Source organism: Mucilaginibacter sp. Mucisp73, assembly GCF_059491465.1.
In genome coordinates this window covers 5,833,036-5,853,701 of record NZ_CP168507.1, presented here as the reverse complement: position 1 = coordinate 5,853,701, position 20,666 = coordinate 5,833,036, and the positions used below count along the sequence as shown (strand labels likewise).

Below are 20,666 nucleotides of genomic sequence, written 5' to 3'. Positions count from 1 at the left end.
TTTCCTCAATCCGTATTCCAACCATTCACCTAATCAACCACTCACTAAAAACTAAAAAATCATGTTTGATAAATTAATGGAAGCCCAGCAAAAAGCTGGCGAAATGAAAAAACGCCTGGATGCCATCAGTGTATCAGGCACAGCCGAGGGCGGCAAAATAGTTGTGAACGCTAATGCCAATAAAGTGATCCAATCGGTACAGATAGATCCTGATTTTTTAGCTGATGCCGACAAAGAAGAACTGGAAGAGTTGCTGGTTGTTGCGATCAACAAAGCGCTTGAACAGGCTGAAAACATCAGCCAAAGCGAAATGGCTGCCATTACCCAAAGCATGTTTGGCGGCTTAGGAGGCTTGGGTAATATGTTTGGTAAATAAAATTATACCATCCCATCTTAAAAATGTCATTTCGATGAGCGAGGGCGGGCAACAGCGGCAGCGCTAAGAGAAATCGTATACGCCATTCATAACAAACTATTCATGGCGGGTTCACAGGCTTAGGAGATTCCCCCTCGCACAATGCACAAGTCAACATGGCTCGCTCTAAATGACATTTCTTTGAACTTGCAATTCTCTCTGTCTGTTTGAACACCTATGTGTAACTTTTCTGCCACTAAATCAAATCGTTGACATAACTGTTTACTTTTGATCAGATCATAAAATAACATTCTATGAAAACTACTTATTATGGGCAGTCGGCCCTTGAGATTGCAGCTGGTGGAAAGAAACTGCTTTTCGACCCATTTATAAGCCCTAACCCACTGGCAAAGGATATTGACATTCACAGCTTAAAACCCGATTATATCCTGGTATCGCATGGGCATGGCGACCATGTGGCGGATCTGCTGGAAATTGCTAAAAGTAGCGGTGCAAAGGTAATTTGCATTGCCGAAATTGCCGGATGGCTTGGTACTAAAGGCATTGAAAATGTACATGGCATGAACATAGGCGGCGGTTTTAACTTTGATTTTGGCAGGGTTAAAATGGTAAACGCGGTACATTCAAGTACCTTGCCTGATGGCTCGCCGGGCGGTAATCCTGCCGGATTTTTAATTTATGCAGAAGGAAAAGTGATCTATTTTGCAGGCGATACTGCGCTTACCTATGATATGAAACTCCTGGCCGATGAAAATCTCGACTGGGCATTTCTGCCTATCGGCGATAATTACACTATGGGAGCAGATGATGCCATTAAAGCGTCGGCGTTTATCAATTGTAAAAACATCATCGGCATTCATTATGATTCATTCCCGGTTATTAAAATTGATAAGGATGAAGTAACAGAGAAGTTTATCAAAGCAGGCTTGAATTTGAAGTTGCCGGCTATTGGCGAAACTATAGAGTTGTAAGGGAAAATCGCATTAAAATAATGGCCTGTCGGTCTGAGCCTGTCGAAGACTCGTGCGGAGATGCCTCACACCATGCTTCGACAAGCTACCCATGACATAATAAAATTAAGGTCATGCTGAACTTGTTTCAGTACCCCACTCGCTAAGCAACCATGCTAATCAAATTTGCCACTTTTCTTGTGAGGTGCTGAAACAAGTTCACTGTTGTCCGGTAAAGTTTGTTATTGTTATAAAAAGACTGCATTATGATATAAAAAGAAGGGTTTAGGTTTTAAAGCGGATGTCCAAGGCCCCCAATTTTAGTTGCCGTGAGTGATTTGTTGACATGACGGACAGTTTCTCCGGATCGTTCAGAAAGTTAAATAGGTGGATATAACTCATCAGATGGAGTCTTATAATTGAACTCAGATTAGAGAAAGACCATTGTCTTTTGAGTTGTACCTGGACAATTTTGATTAGAAGATCGGCAATAAAAGCGCACCATATCTGTATTTTGATTGCATTCTCATTATCCCCCAGGAAGTATTTAAGCGGGAAATTTTGCTTTACCCGCTTAAATAGTATTTCAATAAGCCATCGTTTCTTATAAAGATCGGCAATAGCTTCAGGAAGTAACGAGAAATTATTGGTTAAAAACTCAAATGTCCTTTCGGTTTCTTTGTCAAAGAAAGTAACCAGGCGAATCTCCAACTGGATACCCTCTTTTTGAGTACGTGTGCCCTGGAGGAGTAGTTTATCTTCGATGACACCGTGTGCCTTGCTTTGTTCGCTAAGCTCATTCAGCCACATTGTTGAGTATTTGGCATCTTTTTTCTGCCTGGTGACAAAGAATACGCCTTCATTTGTCATTCTTTGATATTCAGAATAGTCTACGTAACCTTTATCGAAAACGATAAAGGACCCTGGTTCGAGTTTGATTTCTTTAAGGAAAGGCATATCGTTAGCACTGGCTGCCGTGAAGCTGATTTTCAGCGGTACATCATCTGCTGCCTTAATGAGCGTATGAACTTTGATCCCGCCTTTTCTCTTACCGTTGGCCTTTCCCGGGCTTGGGGCTTTCAATATTTGCTGAAATAAGGTAATTGTTGAAGAATCGGCAATGAATAGCTTAGGATCGATCTTTAATCGGCTGTCCGGTAAAAGTTGCTTATGCCGCCTATACAGGTTATCATAAATACGGGCGAATACTTCAAAGCTACGCTGGGCATTAGCATCACATAAGGTGCTTCTGGCCGGGCATTTACTTATACCGATATGATAAAGCTTATGCAAGCTTGCTTTCATGCCGCTGATTACTTCTCTGCTGCTGGTGCATCTGTTAAAAACGCAGTAAAGCATCGTTACAAGATGTGTATAGGTATCAAAGTAACGGTAGTAGAGATCGTGATCCCCACGTCTTGCTAATGATCGAACATTATTACGATCTATTAAACCTAATAACTGATTCAGGACCGGCTGTCCGGTAAAAAAAGTACTTTTGCTCATGTTGCGTATTTAAGTGTGGTAACTCAAATATCAACACAAAGGGGTAGTCTTTCGGCTATCCCTTCCTTTTTCCCTAAAAAATCTTTTACCGGACAACAGTGAAACAAGTTCGGCATGACTAAGGAGAGATGTCATACTACCTTCAGAGGCCGCCGGATTTAAACACTCAGCATGACACCCTTTTTAAAACAGAAACAGCCCCGGCAAAATGCCGGGGCTGTTTCTGTTTGATACCACCGGACTTAAAACTTCCGGCTTCAGACTAAAGACTTATTTCCTTTTCATCTTCATGGTGTCTTTTTTCATGATGGTATCTTTTTTCATTTTCTTCGTTTTCTTCTTCTTGGTAGTATCAGTTTGCATAATGCCTTTTGAGGGGCGAACTACTGTACCGTAAGCGAAAACGCTGCTGAACGAGATCGCTGCTAAAGCGATCATACATAGTGCCTTTTTCATAGTTGATTATGTTTTAGATGGTTAGTTCTATCTATAACAAATTAACTATGGTTTGTTTTTTTTATTTTTTTAATTAAATAACTGTGCCGCTCGGTATTATAGCCCGTTTTTTTACTACAACAATACCGTCTTGTACAGTATGGGTGCCGTAATCACCATCTTCAAGCTTCTCGCCGCAGTTAATGGTTACATTATTACCGATGTAAGTATTTTTATCAATAATGGCGTTTTGGATATGGCAATTATCGCCGATGCCCATAATTGGCGAACCGCTTTCTTTACATTCGGCAATTTCCTCAAGGGTTTGATAATTGTCGCTGCCCATTACGTAACAGTTTTCGATAATGGTATTAACTCCAATGCGGGTACGAATCCCTATTATAGAATGGATGATCTGTTTGGCATTGATAATACAGCCGTCGGCAACAATAGATTTTTCCATCAGCGTGCCTGATATTTTTGACGGCGGCAACATGCGCGCACGGGTGTAGATCGGGTTTTTATCAAACAGGTTAAACTTGGGGATGTTATCGGTTAAACCCAGGTTGGCCTCGAAAAATGAAGGGATAGTACCAATATCTGTCCAGTAGCCTTCGTATTGATAGCTGGCTACGCGATGGCCTTCAATTGATTGTGGGATGATCTCTTTACCAAAGTCGGTACGCTCGTTGCCTTCAAGCAATTCATATAGCAATTTTCGATTAAAGATGTAGATACCCATTGACGCCAGGTATACACGGCCTTCAGCTTCCATCTCCGGACTAACCTCTGACGCCCAACTTTCAAAATTGCTTTTAGGTTTTTCGATAAATGAGGTGATCATGTTGTTTTCGTCAGTTTTCAGGATCCCGAAACCCGGAACGTCAGCCGCATCAACAGGGATGGTAGCTATCGAAATTTCGGCATTGGTTTCGATATGATGGTTGATCATATCTTCAAAATCCATTTGGTACAACTGATCGCCCGACAGGATCAGCACATAATCAAACTCATGCACCGCCAAATGGTGTAAGCTTTGCCTCACAGCATCGGCCGTACCCTGAAACCAGGCTACGCTTGACGGTGTTTGTTCTGCCGCAAGAATATCAACAAAAGCATCACTAAAACTGCTGAAGTGGTAGGTGTTTTTGATGTGCTTGTTTAACGAGGCCGAGTTAAATTGCGTTAACACATAAATACGCGTAATACCCGAGTGCAAACAGTTTGAAATGGGAATATCCACCAAACGATATTTACCCGCGATTGGAACTGCCGGCTTTGACCGCGTTGCGGTAAGCGGTGATAAACGGCTGCCCTGGCCGCCACCGAGCACAATGGAGATTACTTTGGATGTCATAAAGTTAGTTTTAAGCTTTCGTATAGTTCAGTGTATTTTTGTGTTGAGCGTGCCCATGAAAAATCAAGGGCCATCATTTGCTTGCGGAGCTGCTGCATTTTTGCGCTATCCTGGTAAAGTTGTTTTGCCCTGAAAACCGAGTGGCAAATATCTTGTACGCTGGCCTGTACAAAGCGGATCCCGTAGCCTCCCTCATCGCCAAAATCAATGACAGAATCTTTCAATCCACCAGTAGTACGTACAATTGGCATGGTGCCGTAACGCAGTGCATAAAGCTGATTAAGGCCGCAGGGCTCTACCCGCGATGGCATCAGCAGAAAATCGGCCCCGGCATAAATCAGGTGTGCCAATGACTCGTCATAGCCAATAAAAGCATTACAATGCTCAGGATATTTATTTTTAAGCTGAAGCAGCGCCAGTTCATTTTCCTTATCGCCAGCCCCTAATATGATAAAGTTTACTTCGCCTTCGTTTTCGAGCAGGCTGCGTTCGATAGCGGCAGGCAACAGATCAGCTCCCTTTTCAACAACCAGGCGACCGATAAAAGTGAATAACGGTTTTTCGGGATCGAGCTCAAAGCGTTTGCAAATAGCTTCTTTATTAGCCCTTTTACCTTTAGCCAATGTTTTAGCCGAAAATTTGGCTGGGATCATCGGGTCGGTTTGCGGGTTCCAAACCTCGGTGTCGATGCCGTTCATGATACCGTAGCCCTTTGCCCGTTCAATGTAAAACAGGTACTCCAAACCATTGGAGTTATAAGTGAGCTCCTCCAAATAAGTTGGAGACACCGTTGTATAACGCCAGCTGCATTTAACCGCAGCTGCCAGTGGATTGATCCCGCCGGCCCAGTCAAGCAAGCCTGTTTTGGTCAGGTCAATTTCAGGTAATAAGGATAGCCTGTCCCAGCCGAAAGCGCCGTGGTACTGGCCGTTGTGTATGGTAAATATGGTTGGGGTATTGGCCAGCCTTGTATATAGTTTGGAATGATAAAGTAAAAACGGGACTAACCCGGCGTGGTGGTCATGACAATGGATCAAATCTGGCGTTTGCTGTGAATAACTGATCCAATCTAAAAATGCCAATTGAAAAGCCATGAACTGGTCGCGCTCATCAGGGTAACTGTAGATATTTTCCCTGTCGAGCAAGCCAGGAATTTTTACTAAATAAAGTTCAAAACCGAGTTTGTTTGTTTTCTCTTTCAATATCTCGAAGAAAAGTCGGCGATTACCGAGTAAGGTTGCAGCAGCAAACACAATTTCAAAGTCGTTTTCCTGGGTAAACTTACGATCGTAAAAAGGCATAACAACCGCAGCCTGCAAACCTGCAAGGTTCTGGTACTTAGGCAATGCGCCAACAACATCGGCAAGCCCGCCAACTTTAGCAACGGGATAGCACTCGGCACTCAAATGGTATATTTTCATTCAGGTTTTATTGGCTCAATTTAAGCAAAGATTACCAAAAGAGAAACCCGCGGCAATTAATATAGTTTTGTAAAATTTAGATTAAAAGCGCTGAAATTTTATTACCGTTAAGATGTTATAGTTGTAAAAATGATAGGGAAAAAGGAAAGGGATAAGTATAGGTTAGTGTAATATGAAGGGGGAAAAATAGTCTTATATTGCAAAATGCATCATAAATTATAGATATGTCATTGCGGTGTCCGCCAGGATAGCCCGAAAAATCGTGATGGCGTGTAAAATATATTTAGCGATATTGTGTGTGGGCCGCGTTAGGGATTGCAGTGAAAAGCCCGGAGCGTGCGCCGGACTTGTATGCGGGTAAAGCGAGGACTTGTAGCGGAAAGCCCGGGCCGCAGGCAACGCCCATGTTATACAATCGTTCAAAAGTACAATTAATAATCAGTAGCTTACAGTCATGTAATTATAAGCGAAGCGTGGCAATCACATACTATATAGGTTCGCTCTGTACAGCATGCGATTGCTTCGTCGTTTCTCCTCGCAATGACATTTTAGTCACTTTAACAACGGGCGCTTAATGCGCTTCCAGCCAGTTTAAGCCAGTTCCAATCTCAACCATGATCGGCACTTCGGTTTTAATGGCGGTTTTCATGTTATGCATAATGATCGGTTTCACGATCTCTACTTCATGATTCGGAACGTCAAACACCAACTCATCATGTACCTGCATAGTCATGCGGGTATCCAGTTTTTGTGCCTTAAGTTCTTTGTGGATATTGATCATGGCTATTTTGATCATATCGGCGGCTGAACCCTGTATTGGGGCGTTAATAGCATTTCGCTCGGCAAAACCACGAACGGTTGCATTGGCCGAATTGATATCGCGCAAATAGCGGCGGCGGCCCATCAGCGTGCACACGTAGCCATTTTCGCGGGCGAAGTTCATGGTATCGCTCATGTATTGTTTAATGCCGGCAAATTGGATAAAGTATTGCTCAATGATTTCGGCAGCTTCTTTACGCGGAATACCCAGGCTTTGCGATAAACCAAAGGCCGATTGCCCGTAAATAATACCAAAGTTTACGGCCTTAGCATTACGGCGCTGATCGCTGGTTACTTCATCAAGCCCGATGCCGTAAACATTAGCAGCTGTTGCCGTGTGGATATCGTGGTTATTGATAAAGGCCTGCATCATGTTAGGATCTTTGCTGATCTCGGCAATGATGCGCAGTTCTATCTGCGAATAATCCGCAGATACGATGGTATGATTGCTATCCCTTGGGATAAAAGCTTTCCTTACTTCGCGGCCGCGCTCGGTGCGGATAGGGATATTTTGCAGGTTGGGGTTAACGCTGCTTAATCGGCCTGTTGCGGCAACAGCCTGGTTGTATGATGTATGTACTCTGCCTGTTTTAGGGTTCACCATCTGCGGCAGCGCGTCAACATAGGTCGACTTTAATTTTTGCAGCTGGCGGAAATCAAGGATATCACGCACAATATCGCTCTTGGCGGCTAATGAAAGCAATACGTCCTCTCCGGTTTGATACTGACCTGTTTTGGTTTTTTTGGCTTTAGGGTCAAGCATCAGTTTTTCAAACAAAACCTCGCCCAGTTGTTTTGGCGATGCAATGTTGAATTTTACGCCCGCTTTTTCATAAACCGTTTTCTCATATTGGGCAATGTCGGTTTCCAGTTGCTTGCTAAAATCGCGCAGTGTATCGTGGTCTATTTTTACGCCTTCGTACTCCATATCGGCCAGTACGTAAATAAGCGGGTGCTCTATTTCATTCACCAGTTTTTCGCCTTCAACCTCTTTTAGTTTAGGCTCAAAAACATCTTTTAGCTGCAGGGTGATGTCGGCGTCTTCGGCTGCGTATTCTTTAATTTTTTCAAAATCAACATCGCGCATATTGCCCTGATTTTTGCCTTTTGGCCCGATAAGTTCTGTTATGGAAACCGGTTTGTAGCCAAGGTAATTTTCCGACAGGATATCCATATTGTGGCGGGTATCCGGATCAAGGATGTAATGGGCCAGCATGGTATCAAACAGAGTTCCTTTCACTTCGATGTTGTACCACTTCAGCATCAGGATATCAAACTTAATGTTTTGCCCTATTTTGCCGATATTTTCATTTTCAAGCACCGCTTTAAATTCGGTAACAATGCTTTGCGCCCCTGCCTGGTCAGCGGGAACGGGTACATACCAGCCCTGGCCAGGTTTAACAGAAAACGACAGGCCTACCAGTTCGCAATGATTAGGATCGGTACCGGTGGTTTCGGTATCAAAGCAAATGGTTGGCTGCTGCGCTAATATTTTGATCAGTTCGGCCCGTTTTTCAAGGGTGTCGGCCAAATGATACTCATGCGGCGTATTGTTGATGTTTTTGGCAGCGATGATAAGGTCCTCACGGATATCTTCCACATCAACCGCAATGGTGGTACGACCGGTTGCCGTTGGATTGCCAAAAAGATCGATCTGGGTTCCGGCAGGCTTTAACTCGGTTATGCTGAAATCATCGCCAAAAACGCGCTTGCCTAAGGTACGGAACTCCAATTCGGCAAAAAGCGGCTCTAATAGTTCCTTACTTGGAGCGCATACTTCGAGGCCTTCTTCATCCAGTTCAACAGGTACATTTAGCAATATGGTAGCCAGTTTTTTCGACATCAGGCCCTGCTCTTTAAACTGTTCAACGTTTTCGCGCTGTTTGCCTTTAAGCTCATGGCTATGCTCAAAGATGTTTTCCATCGAGCCATATTGTTTAATAAGCGCCTTGGCCGTTTTTTCGCCGATGCCCGGAATACCCGGAATGCCATCAACCGCATCACCCCATAGGCCTAAAATATCTATCACCTGGTCAACACGCTCAATTTCCCATTTGGCCAGTATCTCTTTAACGCCTTGTATTTCCATCTCGTTGCCCATGCGGGCCGGTTTGTAAATGAAAATATTATCTGATACCAATTGGCCAAAATCCTTATCGGGAGTCATACAATAAACAGTGTAGCCCTTTTGCTCGGCTTTTTTTGCAAGGGTACCGATGATATCGTCGGCCTCGTAGCCATCTGAAGTAATAACGGGGATGTTAAAGCCCAGGATAATTTTTATTACATAAGGTAAAGCTTTTGCCAAATCTTCGGGCATGGCTTCGCGGTGAGCTTTGTAGCCTTCAAAATCGGTATGTCGTTCGGTTGGTGCTTCGGTATCAAAAACCACGGCCATGTGGGTGGGGGCCTCCTTTTTCAAAACATCCAGCAGGGTATTGGTAAACCCCATCATTGCCGAGGTGTTTAGCCCGTTTGAGGTAAACCGCGGTGTTTTACTTAAAGCAAAATGCGCCCGGTAAATAAGGGCCATGCCATCCAAAAGAAATAGTTTTTTCATAGTCTATGATTACACCGATTGATTAGGCGATTACACTGATTTTATTTTTTGGGATTACACCGATTGATTTATGATTACACTGATTAAAAAAGGGTGATTATAAGCCAATTATCCAATATTAAGCTAATGAAATCAAGTAATCGATGCGATTTCCTCGTTTCAAAAATACAATTAATGTTGACGAATAGTTGTTATTCCTATCTCTAAAATCAACCCCAATCAATATTCAGCTATCAAAAAAATCGGTGTAATCATTTTATAATCTGTGTAATCCCGGAAAATAAAATTATTTGAAGCTGCAATCAGGAATATGATCATTTACCATACCGGTGGCCTGCATGTGGGCATAACAAATAGTACTGCCGAAAAATTTAAAACCCCGCTTTTTCATGTCCTTACTGATGGCGTCAGATTCGGGGCTGGTAGCCGGTATTTTGTGCGAATGATTTACGATTGGCTTTCCATCGGGCATAAAGCTATACAGGTATTTATCAAACGAACCAAATTCTTTTTGTAAATCGATGAACAGTTTAGCATTGTTGATAGCGGCTAATATTTTGAGCCTGTTGCGGATGATACCCTCGTCATGCATTAAGCGCTCAACATCTTCATCGATAAAAGCTGCTACTTTTTGCACATCAAAATTGGCAAATGCCTTACGGTAGCCTTCGCGGCGGCGCAATATAGTGATCCAGCTAAGCCCGGCCTGCGCGGATTCTAATATCAGAAATTCAAATAAGGTATGATCATCATGAACTTCTTTGCCCCATTCTTCATCGTGATATTTGATGTACAGTTCGTCGGTGCCTGCCCAGGAGCAGCGGATTAGGTCTTTTGGATTTGTTTGATCGGTCATGTTTTACAAGGTTTATGTTGATTATAAATCACGTCATTGCGAGGAACGAAGCAATCCTCGATTAGCGGAGCCGCTCTGTATAGTTCGCGATTGCTTCGTGCCTCGCAATGACGTGGTGAGGTTATTTTATTGTTCGTTCAGCTCATCCCAATATTCAACAGCCCTGCGGTAATGCGGGATAACTATTGAGCCGCCTACCAAATTGGCTATCATAAAAATCTCGTTCATTTCATCGTGATTAACGCCCGCTTCGTGGCATTTGCCAAGGTGGTATTTAATACAATCGTCGCAGCGTAAAACCATGCTGGCTACCAGGCCAAGCATCTCTTTGGTTTTTACATCAAGTGCACCTTCGGCATAACTGGTTGTATCGAGCGCAAAAAAGCGTTTAATGTTGGTATTGGCGGTTTCCATGATCCTGTCGTTCATTTTAGAGCGATAGGCGTCAAATTCTTCTACAAGTTTTCCCACGTGGTGTTGTGTTTGTTAATAAAAATTTAAGCTAATTAAGCTAAAATATTTAGCATTTAAAAGATTGGATCGTTATTTTTATGGCATTAACCAAATTCTTTACACACTAATTATGGAAAGTTTATCACCTAACATTTTTGTAAACGATATTAATGCAGCCATCAGCTTTTATGAACTGCTTGGTTTTAAACTGGCAATGAGTGTTCCCGAAACCGGGCCTGATCTTGTTTGGGCCATGATGACTAACGGAAGCGTTACCATGATGTTCCAAACCTTTAGCAGCCTGGCCGATGATCTGCCGGAGATAAACCGCACCGACGGCGGCTCATTACTGTTGTACATCAACCTAAAAAATATCCGTACTTTTTTTGAAGAGATAAAGGATAAGGTAACCGTACTAAAAGGCCTCGAAACTACTTTTTATGGTGCTACCGAATTCTCCATAAAAGATAATAACGGTTATGTGCTTACTTTTGCCGAGCATGAATAACCGAGGTTATCATAGAAATTAATAATTTAATTAAAATCGCCTTCTTTAGGGGGGATTTAGAGGGGCTTATGATCAACTTTAAACGTGCCGACCATATCCAGGTTTGCGTTCCGTTAGAACGGCTGGAAGAAGCAAGAATTTTTTATACCGACGTTGTGGGGTTACAGCGGATAGAACGACCGGCCTTTAATTCAAAAGGCTATTGGTTTCAGATATCAGATATCCAGCTTCATTTAAGTACTGAAGATGCTTTGCCGCGCACATCGCGGCATACGGCCTTTGAGGTTACCGATATTGCAGAAGCCCGCCGGCACCTGGAAAGCCATGGCGTTGAGTTTTGGGAAGAACCTGTTCTTCCGGATCGCACGCGGTTTTCATTTATTGATCCATTTGGGAACAGGATGGAGTTGTTGCAGTTTACGGAGTAAACTAATAACTGCTGCTGGAGCCAACAAGTATTGGGAAGATGAAATTATCTATATCTTGAAATAAAAAAAATGTCATTGCGAGCGTAGCGCGGCAATCTCGTCGCGTATAGGTCGGTCTATACTTGACTTTTATGCATTGGCTACGAGATTGCCACGTCGCGCTCACGCACTATCCAGCTCGCTCCTTACAGCAATGACATGGTTAAATGAGTTTAGCGGGAGATTACAACGCCAGCTCTACCGTAGGGTCCCAAAAAACTGTTTTAAAATCCTGCACTTGATCGTCAACTACTTTTACGCCTTCACTTTCCAGCATTTCGGCCATGCGGTTACCGCCGAAATGGGCTTTTGCAGTTAACAAACCCTGACGGTTTACTACCCTGTGTGCAGGTACCGGAGGTTTTACATTCCCGGCCGCCTGCATGGCCCAGCCTACCATGCGCGATGAGCCTTTGGTGCCAAGATAGGCTGCAATAGCGCCATATGAGGTCACCCGTCCCGGCGGGATGAGCCGGGCTACCTGGTAAACTTTTTCAAAAAAATTAATATCCTCCATCAGGCGTTTTCGGTAAATGAAAACTTAAGGTAGTTAATGTTCTTGTTATCCTTTAAATATTTTTTCTCGTAGTAGGTTTTAATAGAAAGTACCTCGTCCGCATATGCTGAATTGTAGAGGTCTTCAGTTTTAACGTGCAGATTCAGCTTCAACTCGTCAATTTTTTCGGCGGTATAAGCATGCAATCCATCGTTATCTGTTTTAAGGTTAACACAGCCACCTGGTTTTAAGACGATGATATATTTATCTAAGAACCGTGGTGAAGTCAACCGCTTTTTCTCTCGGCTTAATTGCGGCTGCGGGTCGGGAAAAGTGATCCAGATCTCGTCTATTTCGCCGGGAGCAAAATAATCAAGCAGGTTTTCGATCTGGATGCGTAAAAAAGCAACATTAGGCACTCCGTCTTCGATAGCAGTTTTGGCGCCGCGCCAAATGCGGTTGCCCTTGTAGTCGATACCAATGAAGTTTTTATTGGGGAATATCCGCGCGAGGTTCACGGTATATTCGCCTTTGCCGCAGGCCAGCTCAAGCACAACTGGGTGCTCATTCTTAAAAAACTCAGCGGCCCACCGGCCTTTAAACGGTTTGCCGGCATCTAGTTGCAATACATTACTAAAGGTTTCAACCTCGGCAAAACGCCTTAACTTATCTTTTCCCACTTTACGTTTTTAAAATAAAGCGCAAAAATATTGAAATTATTTTAACACGAATGATTTGCTTGTTGCAGAACAATTAAATCGAATTGCACGAATTGGTTTAATGGATCTGTATAGCAGGTTTGAGAAATTCGAATAATTAGCAAAATTCGTGTGGGAATTTTTAACACGAATTGATTTGCAGATTGAGTAGCAACAATCGAATTACACGAAGTTCAAAGATTAAACTTAATTCTAATTCGTGAAATTCGTCTCAATTCGAAAAATTCGTGTAAAAATTATTATACAACAGCCCCGCCCACAGGCTTAACATATGGCGTAGGTTTATATGCAGCGTCATCTTTCTTTTTGGTGAACTTGGCGAAAAGCGCTTTTGCTTTGTCCCAAATGCTGCTCACGGTATCCTCATTAACATAATTTGAAGCTTTTTGTGATACCAGGCCAACCAGTGTTTTTACCAAAAAGTTGGAGTGTTTAAAAAGCGTTTTATTCAAGGTAAGCGGAATCACGAACCTGGAGATGAGGTTGAGAATATCGGGATGAAAAAAACTGGTATTTTTTACACCATCAGTATCATTTGAACGCGGGAACAGCGTAAGCACAGTTGAAAATAAAGCAGAAGGGCTGTTAACGCGCGCCTTCAAAGCCACCGATTGCTGTTTTTCAAGCGTTTTTAACCTGAATATTTCGGCTTGCAGATCGCTGATGTTGGTGATATGAAGATCCATGGTTTATCTTTTAAATATTTTTTGAATAAAGATGTTGATAAGCGGCCTTTCAAGGTGTCGTTTAAATATCTTGATAAACATGGCTATCAAAAAGTAAAGCACGGCAATACATCCAAAACCCATCCAGTAAGAGTGTAAAATATCGGCAAGAAAAAAGCCTAAAGTAACACTTGCAAAAAGAAAAGCCAGTACCATGCTTATTACAGTCACCAGATCGGCAATGATGCTTGCTAATATGGAGGTACCACCTTCAATAGCTTCGTATTTTAAAAGCTTAAACCGGGTTTCGGCATATTCCTTTAACTGATCAACTATTGGGGGTACTGGTGGTTGAGTCTCTTTTTTATCTTCCATGAGTAAGGTTATATATCCCGGATGTTTTATCCGCATCCGGGATTGGTGTTATACATGCTTAGGCGTGCTCCAGGTCGTCCTGGTATTCTTCTTCGGCACCTTTAATTTTCGACTTGATGTTTTCAACAACTTTGTCTTTTAAGCCAACCAGATTGTCAATTTCGGCAGCGGCAGTATCTTTTATCGACTCTCCAAGGTTTTTTAATGATTCGGTAAGCTTGTCGCGGGTTTCATTGCCTTTATCAGGTGCAAACAAAATACCTAACGCTGCCCCTGCTGCTAAACCGGCAAGCAATGCAACAACTACTTTTGAGTTATCATTCATTGTAATATAATTAAAAGTTGAACATTTTATTAGTTACGTGTAAATATCCTGCCAAATATGTGCATTTGGCACAATTATTTTTATTTAAGTATAAATTAACTTTTATCAGTCAAATAAATTTTACCCTGTGTTCACAAAACTATTCAGGGCTGTACGATATATTTTATACGCTGTTAATCCGTTCAAGCCTGTCGGCCGCCATGCGGTTTGTTTCATAAATTTCCATCAGCAGCAGGAAATAGGATAGCAGTACCGGGCCAAATACCAGGCCCAGGATCCCGAAAAGGGGCAGGCCTATAAAAACGCCTATTATCGAAATAATAGGGTGTGTGTTGGCAACGCGTTTATTAATGATCATGCGCAAAAAATTATCAATATTGCCAATGAACAATAAACCGTAAGCCAGTAATGCTACTCCCTGCCAGTTGTGCCCCTGTGCAAACAATACAATGCTTGCCGGGATACATAGCGTTGGTGCTCCTACAACGGGTAAAAACGAAATAAAGATAGCGATAACCCCCCAAAAAATCGGGTCGGGAATGCCAAATATCCAAAATCCGTTGGCGAGTAGTATTCCCTGTGTAAGTGCTATAATTCCCTGGCCTAAAACGTTTGAATAGGTAGAATCGCGCAGGGCATTGGCAAATTTCAATGCGTGCTGCTCCCTGAATGGCGCATATTTCAACAACCCGGCCTCAAATTCACGTATTTGGGTAAACATGAAATACAGTATAATATACAATACCAGCAGGGTCAATATGGTGTTGGCCGCGCTGCCCAGTATAGACGGGAAAAGACCGGTGGCAAAAGTGCCTAATTTTTGTAATGTCTCTTCGGCAAAATGAGGTTGATTAAGGTTTGCGCCGGCAAATGCGTCAATTTTTGAAATCCATTGGTCAATCGGGAGATCTTTAAGGTTGATGCTTGAAATTTTGCCCACAACCATTATGCTTAGTGTTAAGAAAGGGATCACGATAACAATAAGCGATATAAAAATAATAAGCAGGGCCACCAGCGAGCGGTTCCACCCTTTGTTTTCGGCAAGATTAATGTAAAGGGGACGAAAAATGGTGAACAGCACTACTGCGCCAAGAATTGAGCTAAACAAGCTGCTGAGCGCATATAATAAGAAACAGCCAAGTATAATGATACTCGCCAGGATAATATTGTTGCGCTGCTTATAATTGAAGACTGACATGTAGGCTGTTGATTGATACTTGCTTAAACAAAAAAACGCCAAAAAGTTTTAGCGTTTCAAGCATTAATTGCAACGCCTTTAATTAGTATCGTTAAGCAGGGTATTGATCCGGATTGAACTTATTTCTATGGTATCCATGTAAAACAAACAATCTGATGTTGGATTGGGTATTTCATACCGTAATTGCTCAAGCGCCAGGTGAATGTTTGATAATTGATTTTTTATATCGTGCCTTAATTTGCGCATGGCCTCAGCATCGTCCTTTTCTTCATGAGCGCCCATTTTACTTAAGGTTAATGGCCTTCATTTTATTATAGAGGGTTTTGCGGTCGATATTCAGGATCTCGGCAGCTTTGGTTTTGTTGAAATTAACTTCCCTTAATACCCTTATAATTGTTTCATATTCGGCCTCGAGCGCGGCATTTTTAAGGTCATGACGGGGTTCTTTTGCCTCGGGGGCTTCTGCCACGTGCGCTGTGGTATGATGCTGCTGCGTATAATGATTAGCCGTTTCGTACGATAATTTATAGGTCGACATTTCAAGCGGCAATGCTTTAAGCGTGATCTCATTGCCCTCGGCCAAAAGTGCTGCACGGCGGATCACGTTTTTAAGCTCGCGGATATTGCCCTGCCAACGGTAATTCATAAAGCAATCCACAACCTCCTGCGAAAACGATTCAACATTGCGCCCGAGCTCCTGGTTGGCTATTTTTAAAAAATGTTCGGCCAGTAATATAATATCATGGCCGCGCTCACGTAATGGCGGCATGTAAATGCTAAACTCGTTAAAGCGATGATAAAGATCTTCGCGGAAACGGCCCTTCTGAATCCCTTCCTGCAGGTTCTCGTTGGTGGCTATGATAATGCGTACATCAAGATCTATCTCTTTGGTGCTGCCTATTCTTTTGACTTTACGTTCCTGTACGGTACGAAGTAAAGCTGCCTGGATCTCGTACGAAAGGTTGCCCACTTCATCTAAAAATAAAGTGCCTCCGTTAGCCATTTCAAAGTGACCTATTTTAGTATATAAAGCGCCGGTAAATGAACCCTTTTCGTGACCAAAAAATTCACTTGCCGCGAGCTCCTTGGTTAAAGAGCCGCAATCCATTGCTATAAAAGGCTGGTTATGCCGCGGACTGTTGAGGTGAATGCTTTTCGCTACGGATTCTTTTCCGGTACCGCTTTCGCCTAAAATAATAACACTGTAGTTTGTTGGTGCCACCAGTTCTATCTGCCGGGCAAGCTCTTTTGACGCGCGGCTGGTGCCGGTTACAAATTCGGCTGCAAAAACGGTTTTTTTTACAGTGTTAACTTTAGTTTTCTCAGGTAAAATAGTCGCCTGGGGCTCCTCGTCAATTTCAACCAGGGCATGGTGTGTTTCAAGGGCCTTATTAATAGTATTTAATATTTCATCGGGATACAGCGGCTTGGTGATATAATCATAGGCCCCCATTTTAATAAGCTCAACCGCCATTTTAATATCTGAATAGCCGGTGATGATAATAACCCCTGTTTTAGGATATTGAATTTTAATATTGCGGAGCATTTCGCGGCCGTCGGTATCTTCGAGCCTGAAATCACATAGTACAAGTTGATATTCACCATTTTTCAACGCTTCCATCCCCCCGGTACCGCTTGATGCCGTACTAACGTCAAACCCATTCCGCGTCAAAAACTTCGATAGCAATAACGCCACATTAACTTCATCATCAATGATGAGGATCCTTTTCATATTCAGCAATTATTGTGCGGTAAATGTAATATTACGTGTCAAAATACAAACAATGTGCTAATTTATACGATTTATTTAATTATAAAGGTTCATATCAACTAAAAAAACATAATAAAAAAGGGGAGCCCAAATGAGCTCCCCTTTTTTATCAAGGTATGTGTAGGGCCATATATTAAAAGCCGTACGCTACACGTAAACCTATAAAGTTAACCTTGCTTGCGTCAACGCCGGTAGCATATTTGGTAGTTGCTTCGTAGCGGATACCAGCATCAATAAAGCTGCTTGCACTTACCGGGAACTGAACACCAATTTGCGGAGCGTAAACAAATGCAGTTGATTTATTGGCGCCAACGTCAGATTTGTTTAACAGGAATGCAGCACCGGCTTCACCTTGTACGTAGAAGTTGCTGATCGGGAAGTATTTCAAACCTGCTTTAACCGGGATCAAATGAAAATCGGTAGGGCTAACAGTTGTATTACCTACAACCACATCATTTTTACCAAAAATATTGTTGTAACCTGCGTTAACAGTAACAAATAACTGGTTTGAAACCACCGGGATATCAGCTTGTACCGAACCGCCTAAATTCCACTTGTAGTTATCTTTGAAATCGCCAAGAGGAATGCCTGCGTCAACACCGATGCTGTAACGGATGCCGCTTTTAGTTGTAGTTGATGTTGTAGTAGTGGTGGTAGGTGTAGATGTTTGTGCTTTTGCACCAAATGCTAAGCCTGCAAATGCAAGGGCTAATGCTGAAACTTTGAATAAATTTTTCATAACTATTGTTGTGTTTTTGATATATGTTGTTTTAAACACACAGCAAATTAACAACACAAATCAGATGCGATTTTTCATCCAAAAGTCATGAATATTTAATCGATTGATTAATAGTTATTTATTTTTTGACTCTATTGGTATGTTAGTCAGGGCAGTGTAAAATGCCGTTGTAATTGCTGTTTTTCTGTCAAAATTAACATTGGCTTAACATGTGTTTTTGACCCGAAAAATGATGAATTCTGCGTGAAATTGGGCGAAACGACTAAAATACCAAAAAAAATCCTGTGAATTTAATGTACAATGTGCATCCGGTAATTATTATAGAACTGCCAAAACAAAAAGGGCTTAAGCAAATGCCCAAGCCCTTTAGTTGCTAAAATAATAACGGGTATTATTCTTTATTTTCCAATTCGGCAGCAGCCGGTTCGTCGAGGAACCATTCTACTTCGCCGGATATGGAATCAATAAGCTGCGCCGGATAAAGCTCAATATCCTCATCATCTTCCAGGATGTGTTTTACAGCTTCGGCCTTACCTGCACCATAAACTAAGAATGCTATTTGAGCAGCATCATTAATAAGCGGTGCGTTGAGGGTAATGCGCCATACCTGCTGATCTTCAAGCCATACTTCTTTTACACCGGGCACACGGTCATGCAACACCGGCGTATAAGGGAATAATGATGCGGTGTGCGAGTTATCGCCCAAGCCTAACAGCACGAGGTCAAAGCTTGCTTCGCTATCATCAAAAAACGCCGAGATCACTTCCCAGTATTTGGCAGCGGCTTCGGCAGGGCCAAACGATGTCTCAACCGGGAAAATCTGCGCCGGACTGATCATCAATGGCTCAAACAACGCCTTTTTTGCCATCAGGTAATTGCTATCCTTATGGTCATGAGGTACGTTGCGCTCATCGCCAAAAAAGAAGAAAACTTTTTCCCAGTTCACCTGGTCGGCGTATGTTGTTGAAGCTAATAGTTCGTATAGCTTTTTAGGTGAGCTGCCGCCCGAAAGCGCCACACTGAACTTTCCGTTTTTGTTAATGGCTTCGGTAGCCAAGGTAACAAAGTGATCGGCCAGCCCGGTTAAAACTTCACCTTCCGTGTTATAGATATTCAGTTTCATCAGCTTTTTATTTTTTACCGTTTACAGGTAAAGTAAACCAATTATAACCGTCGCGGGCAATTAAAGCTTCTGCTGCTTCAGGGCCCCATGAATCGGCCGAATAATTAGGGAAGTTAAGGCTCTTTTTATTTTGCCATGTGTTTAGTATCGGCATTACCAGTTCCCATGCTGCCTCAACCTGGTCACCACGCATAAACAGGGTTTGATCGCCCATCATGGTATCCAGGATCAGTGTTTCATAAGCTTCAGGCGCCTGGTTGGTATAAGTACCTTTATAGTCAAACACCATATCAACGGCGTTTAATACCATATCGATACCCGGGCGTTTAGCCTGAACCTGTAAACGGATGCTCATCTCTGGCTGAATGCTGATGATCAACCTGTTTTGCTGCCAGCTTTCAGTAGCTTCGGCCGGGAAAATCTGGTGAGGGACATCTTTAAACTGGATAGTGATAACTGATGATGACTGGTGCATTCTTTTACCTGTACGCAAGTAGAATGGTACACCCTGCCAGCGCCAGTTGTCGATGAAGAACTTAATTGCTGCAAAAGTTTCGGTATTTGATTCCGGATTAACTTTTGGTTCTTCGCGGTATCCCGGTACTTCTTTACCTTTCATCCATCCGCTGCCGTATTGGCCCCTAACTGTTGAGTTACGTACGTCTTCAGCGGTAAACTTGCGCATTGCTTTCAATACGTCAACTTTGCGGTCGCGTACTTCGTCGGCGCTAAAACTGATAGGAGGTTCCATAGCCACGTGGCAAAGCAATTGCAGCAGGTGGTTCTGGATCATATCCCTCATCGCACCTGAGCCATCATAATAGTCGCCGCGTTCTTCAACGCCCAATTGCTCGGTAACTGAAATTTGTACGTGCTCAATATGGTTACGGTTCCATAACGGCTCCATAATGGAGTTGGCAAAACGGAAAGCCATGATATTTTGAACAGTTTCTTTACCCAGGTAATGATCGATACGATAGATCTGGCATTCATCAAAAATGCTTTTCAATAACTGGTTCAGATCTTTTGCAGTTTCCAGGTCGTGCCCAAATGGTTTCTCAATGATGATCCTTACACGTTTTTTATCATCGGCCAATTTAGCTTTTGATATGTTTGAGGCAATGATCGGGAAGAAATTAGGCGCTACCGCAAGGTAAAACAACACGTTTGCCTTAGTTTTCCACTCGGCGTTGTGTTTTTCAATGCGTTTGCCAAATTCTTTGTATGTTTCAAAATCAGTGGCGTCAGATACCTGGTAATAAACGTTTTTTACAAATTCGGCCCATTGTTTATCATCCGTTTTACCGCTGCGCGAAAACTGGTTGATATCTTTATATAGGTTTTCTCTGAACTGCTCGTCGGTTAGCTTGGTACGACCGGTACCAATAATGGAAAATTGTTTGGGCATCCATCCATCTAAAAATAGATTATATAGGGCCGGCGCAATTTTCCGGGAGTTCAAATCTCCCGTTCCACCAAAAATGATAAATATGGTAGGGTCTGATTTAGCTGTTGTGCTCATTGTTTTGTTTTAATTAATAGCGTCA

22 protein-coding genes are annotated in these 20,666 nt (G+C 42.6%); 4 read left to right on the top strand and 18 right to left on the bottom strand.

Features of this window, described 5'->3' with window-relative positions; genetic code table 11:
* Positions 1-61: 61 nt before the first annotated feature.
* Both ACEN82_RS24205 and ACEN82_RS24200 read left to right on the top strand, forming a co-directional pair.
* On the top strand, positions 62-376 hold the full coding sequence (locus ACEN82_RS24205) for a YbaB/EbfC family nucleoid-associated protein (protein ID WP_413321554.1): 315 nt from the start codon (positions 62-64) through the stop codon (positions 374-376).
* 293 nt (positions 377-669) lie between these two features.
* Entirely contained in the window at positions 670-1,347 is a 678-nt protein-coding gene (locus ACEN82_RS24200) for a metal-dependent hydrolase (RefSeq protein ID WP_413321555.1), read from the top strand.
* A gap of 264 nt (positions 1,348-1,611) precedes the next feature.
* Here the strand turns inward: ACEN82_RS24200 and ACEN82_RS24195 are convergent, their stop codons facing one another.
* From ACEN82_RS24195 to ACEN82_RS24165, 7 genes are all read right to left on the bottom strand, one after another.
* Positions 1,612-2,832, bottom strand: coding sequence for an IS4 family transposase (locus ACEN82_RS24195; protein WP_413323213.1), 1,221 nt, complete (start codon positions 2,830-2,832; stop codon positions 1,612-1,614).
* A gap of 270 nt (positions 2,833-3,102) precedes the next feature.
* Positions 3,103-3,288 carry a hypothetical protein gene (locus tag ACEN82_RS24190; protein ID WP_090532369.1) on the bottom strand — a complete coding sequence of 62 codons (186 nt, stop codon included), beginning with the start codon at positions 3,286-3,288 and terminating at the stop codon, positions 3,103-3,105.
* A gap of 73 nt (positions 3,289-3,361) precedes the next feature.
* Positions 3,362-4,624, bottom strand: coding sequence for a glucose-1-phosphate adenylyltransferase (locus tag ACEN82_RS24185; RefSeq protein ID WP_413322088.1), 1,263 nt, complete (start codon positions 4,622-4,624; stop codon positions 3,362-3,364).
* Positions 4,621-6,045: a glycogen synthase gene (locus tag ACEN82_RS24180; RefSeq protein WP_413322089.1), complete on the bottom strand. Its 1,425-nt coding sequence runs from the start codon at positions 6,043-6,045 to the stop codon at positions 4,621-4,623. Before ACEN82_RS24180 ends, ACEN82_RS24185 begins: the two co-directional genes overlap by 4 nt.
* A 571-nt stretch (positions 6,046-6,616) precedes the next feature.
* Positions 6,617-9,424 (bottom strand): DNA polymerase I, encoded by a 2,808-nt coding sequence (gene polA / locus ACEN82_RS24175; RefSeq protein ID WP_413322090.1) that lies wholly within the window; start codon positions 9,422-9,424, stop codon positions 6,617-6,619.
* A gap of 286 nt (positions 9,425-9,710) precedes the next feature.
* The gene (locus ACEN82_RS24170) at positions 9,711-10,280 is read right to left on the bottom strand and encodes a DNA-3-methyladenine glycosylase I (RefSeq protein WP_413322091.1); all 570 of its coding nucleotides are present in this window, start codon (positions 10,278-10,280) and stop codon (positions 9,711-9,713) included.
* A gap of 126 nt (positions 10,281-10,406) precedes the next feature.
* Positions 10,407-10,751, bottom strand: coding sequence for a carboxymuconolactone decarboxylase family protein (locus tag ACEN82_RS24165; RefSeq protein ID WP_091167037.1), 345 nt, complete (start codon positions 10,749-10,751; stop codon positions 10,407-10,409).
* A 112-nt stretch (positions 10,752-10,863) separates the two neighbouring features.
* On the opposite strand from ACEN82_RS24165, the gene ACEN82_RS24160 reads away from it, so the two are divergent.
* Positions 10,864-11,241 (top strand): VOC family protein, encoded by a 378-nt coding sequence (locus ACEN82_RS24160; protein WP_413322092.1) that lies wholly within the window; start codon positions 10,864-10,866, stop codon positions 11,239-11,241.
* A 68-nt stretch (positions 11,242-11,309) separates the two neighbouring features.
* Entirely contained in the window at positions 11,310-11,669 is a 360-nt protein-coding gene (locus ACEN82_RS24155) for a VOC family protein (protein ID WP_413322093.1), read from the top strand.
* A gap of 223 nt (positions 11,670-11,892) precedes the next feature.
* Here ACEN82_RS24155 and ACEN82_RS24150 read toward each other — a convergent pair whose 3' ends face one another.
* From ACEN82_RS24150 to zwf, 11 genes are all read right to left on the bottom strand, one after another.
* The gene (locus tag ACEN82_RS24150) at positions 11,893-12,225 is read right to left on the bottom strand and encodes an MGMT family protein (protein ID WP_373615466.1); all 333 of its coding nucleotides are present in this window, start codon (positions 12,223-12,225) and stop codon (positions 11,893-11,895) included.
* Positions 12,225-12,884, bottom strand: coding sequence for a tRNA (guanosine(46)-N7)-methyltransferase TrmB (gene trmB / locus ACEN82_RS24145; RefSeq protein ID WP_413322094.1), 660 nt, complete (start codon positions 12,882-12,884; stop codon positions 12,225-12,227). Before trmB ends, ACEN82_RS24150 begins: the two co-directional genes overlap by 1 nt.
* A 278-nt stretch (positions 12,885-13,162) precedes the next feature.
* Entirely contained in the window at positions 13,163-13,609 is a 447-nt protein-coding gene (locus ACEN82_RS24140; RefSeq protein ID WP_413322095.1) for a hypothetical protein, read from the bottom strand.
* Positions 13,610-13,612: 3 nt separating this feature from the next.
* The gene (locus ACEN82_RS24135) at positions 13,613-13,963 is read right to left on the bottom strand and encodes a phage holin family protein (RefSeq protein WP_167516304.1); all 351 of its coding nucleotides are present in this window, start codon (positions 13,961-13,963) and stop codon (positions 13,613-13,615) included.
* 58 nt (positions 13,964-14,021) lie between these two features.
* Positions 14,022-14,288, bottom strand: a complete 267-nt coding sequence (locus tag ACEN82_RS24130) for a YtxH domain-containing protein (protein ID WP_090532345.1) — start codon at positions 14,286-14,288, stop codon at positions 14,022-14,024.
* A gap of 163 nt (positions 14,289-14,451) precedes the next feature.
* A complete protein-coding gene (locus ACEN82_RS24125) occupies positions 14,452-15,486 on the bottom strand; it encodes an AI-2E family transporter (RefSeq protein ID WP_112653388.1) in 1,035 nt (344 codons plus the stop codon).
* A 78-nt stretch (positions 15,487-15,564) separates the two neighbouring features.
* Complete coding sequence (locus ACEN82_RS24120; protein ID WP_090532342.1) at positions 15,565-15,768, bottom strand: hypothetical protein; 204 nt, start codon at positions 15,766-15,768, stop codon at positions 15,565-15,567.
* Position 15,769: 1 nt separating this feature from the next.
* Positions 15,770-17,218 carry a sigma-54-dependent transcriptional regulator gene (locus tag ACEN82_RS24115; protein WP_413322096.1) on the bottom strand — a complete coding sequence of 483 codons (1,449 nt, stop codon included), beginning with the start codon at positions 17,216-17,218 and terminating at the stop codon, positions 15,770-15,772.
* A gap of 172 nt (positions 17,219-17,390) precedes the next feature.
* Positions 17,391-17,996, bottom strand: coding sequence for an outer membrane beta-barrel protein (locus ACEN82_RS24110; protein WP_188833642.1), 606 nt, complete (start codon positions 17,994-17,996; stop codon positions 17,391-17,393).
* 391 nt (positions 17,997-18,387) lie between these two features.
* Positions 18,388-19,119, bottom strand: a complete 732-nt coding sequence (gene pgl, locus ACEN82_RS24105; RefSeq protein WP_413322097.1) for a 6-phosphogluconolactonase — start codon at positions 19,117-19,119, stop codon at positions 18,388-18,390.
* A gap of 7 nt (positions 19,120-19,126) precedes the next feature.
* Positions 19,127-20,641, bottom strand: coding sequence for a glucose-6-phosphate dehydrogenase (gene zwf / locus ACEN82_RS24100; protein ID WP_090532336.1), 1,515 nt, complete (start codon positions 20,639-20,641; stop codon positions 19,127-19,129).
* Positions 20,642-20,666 lie beyond the last annotated feature (25 nt).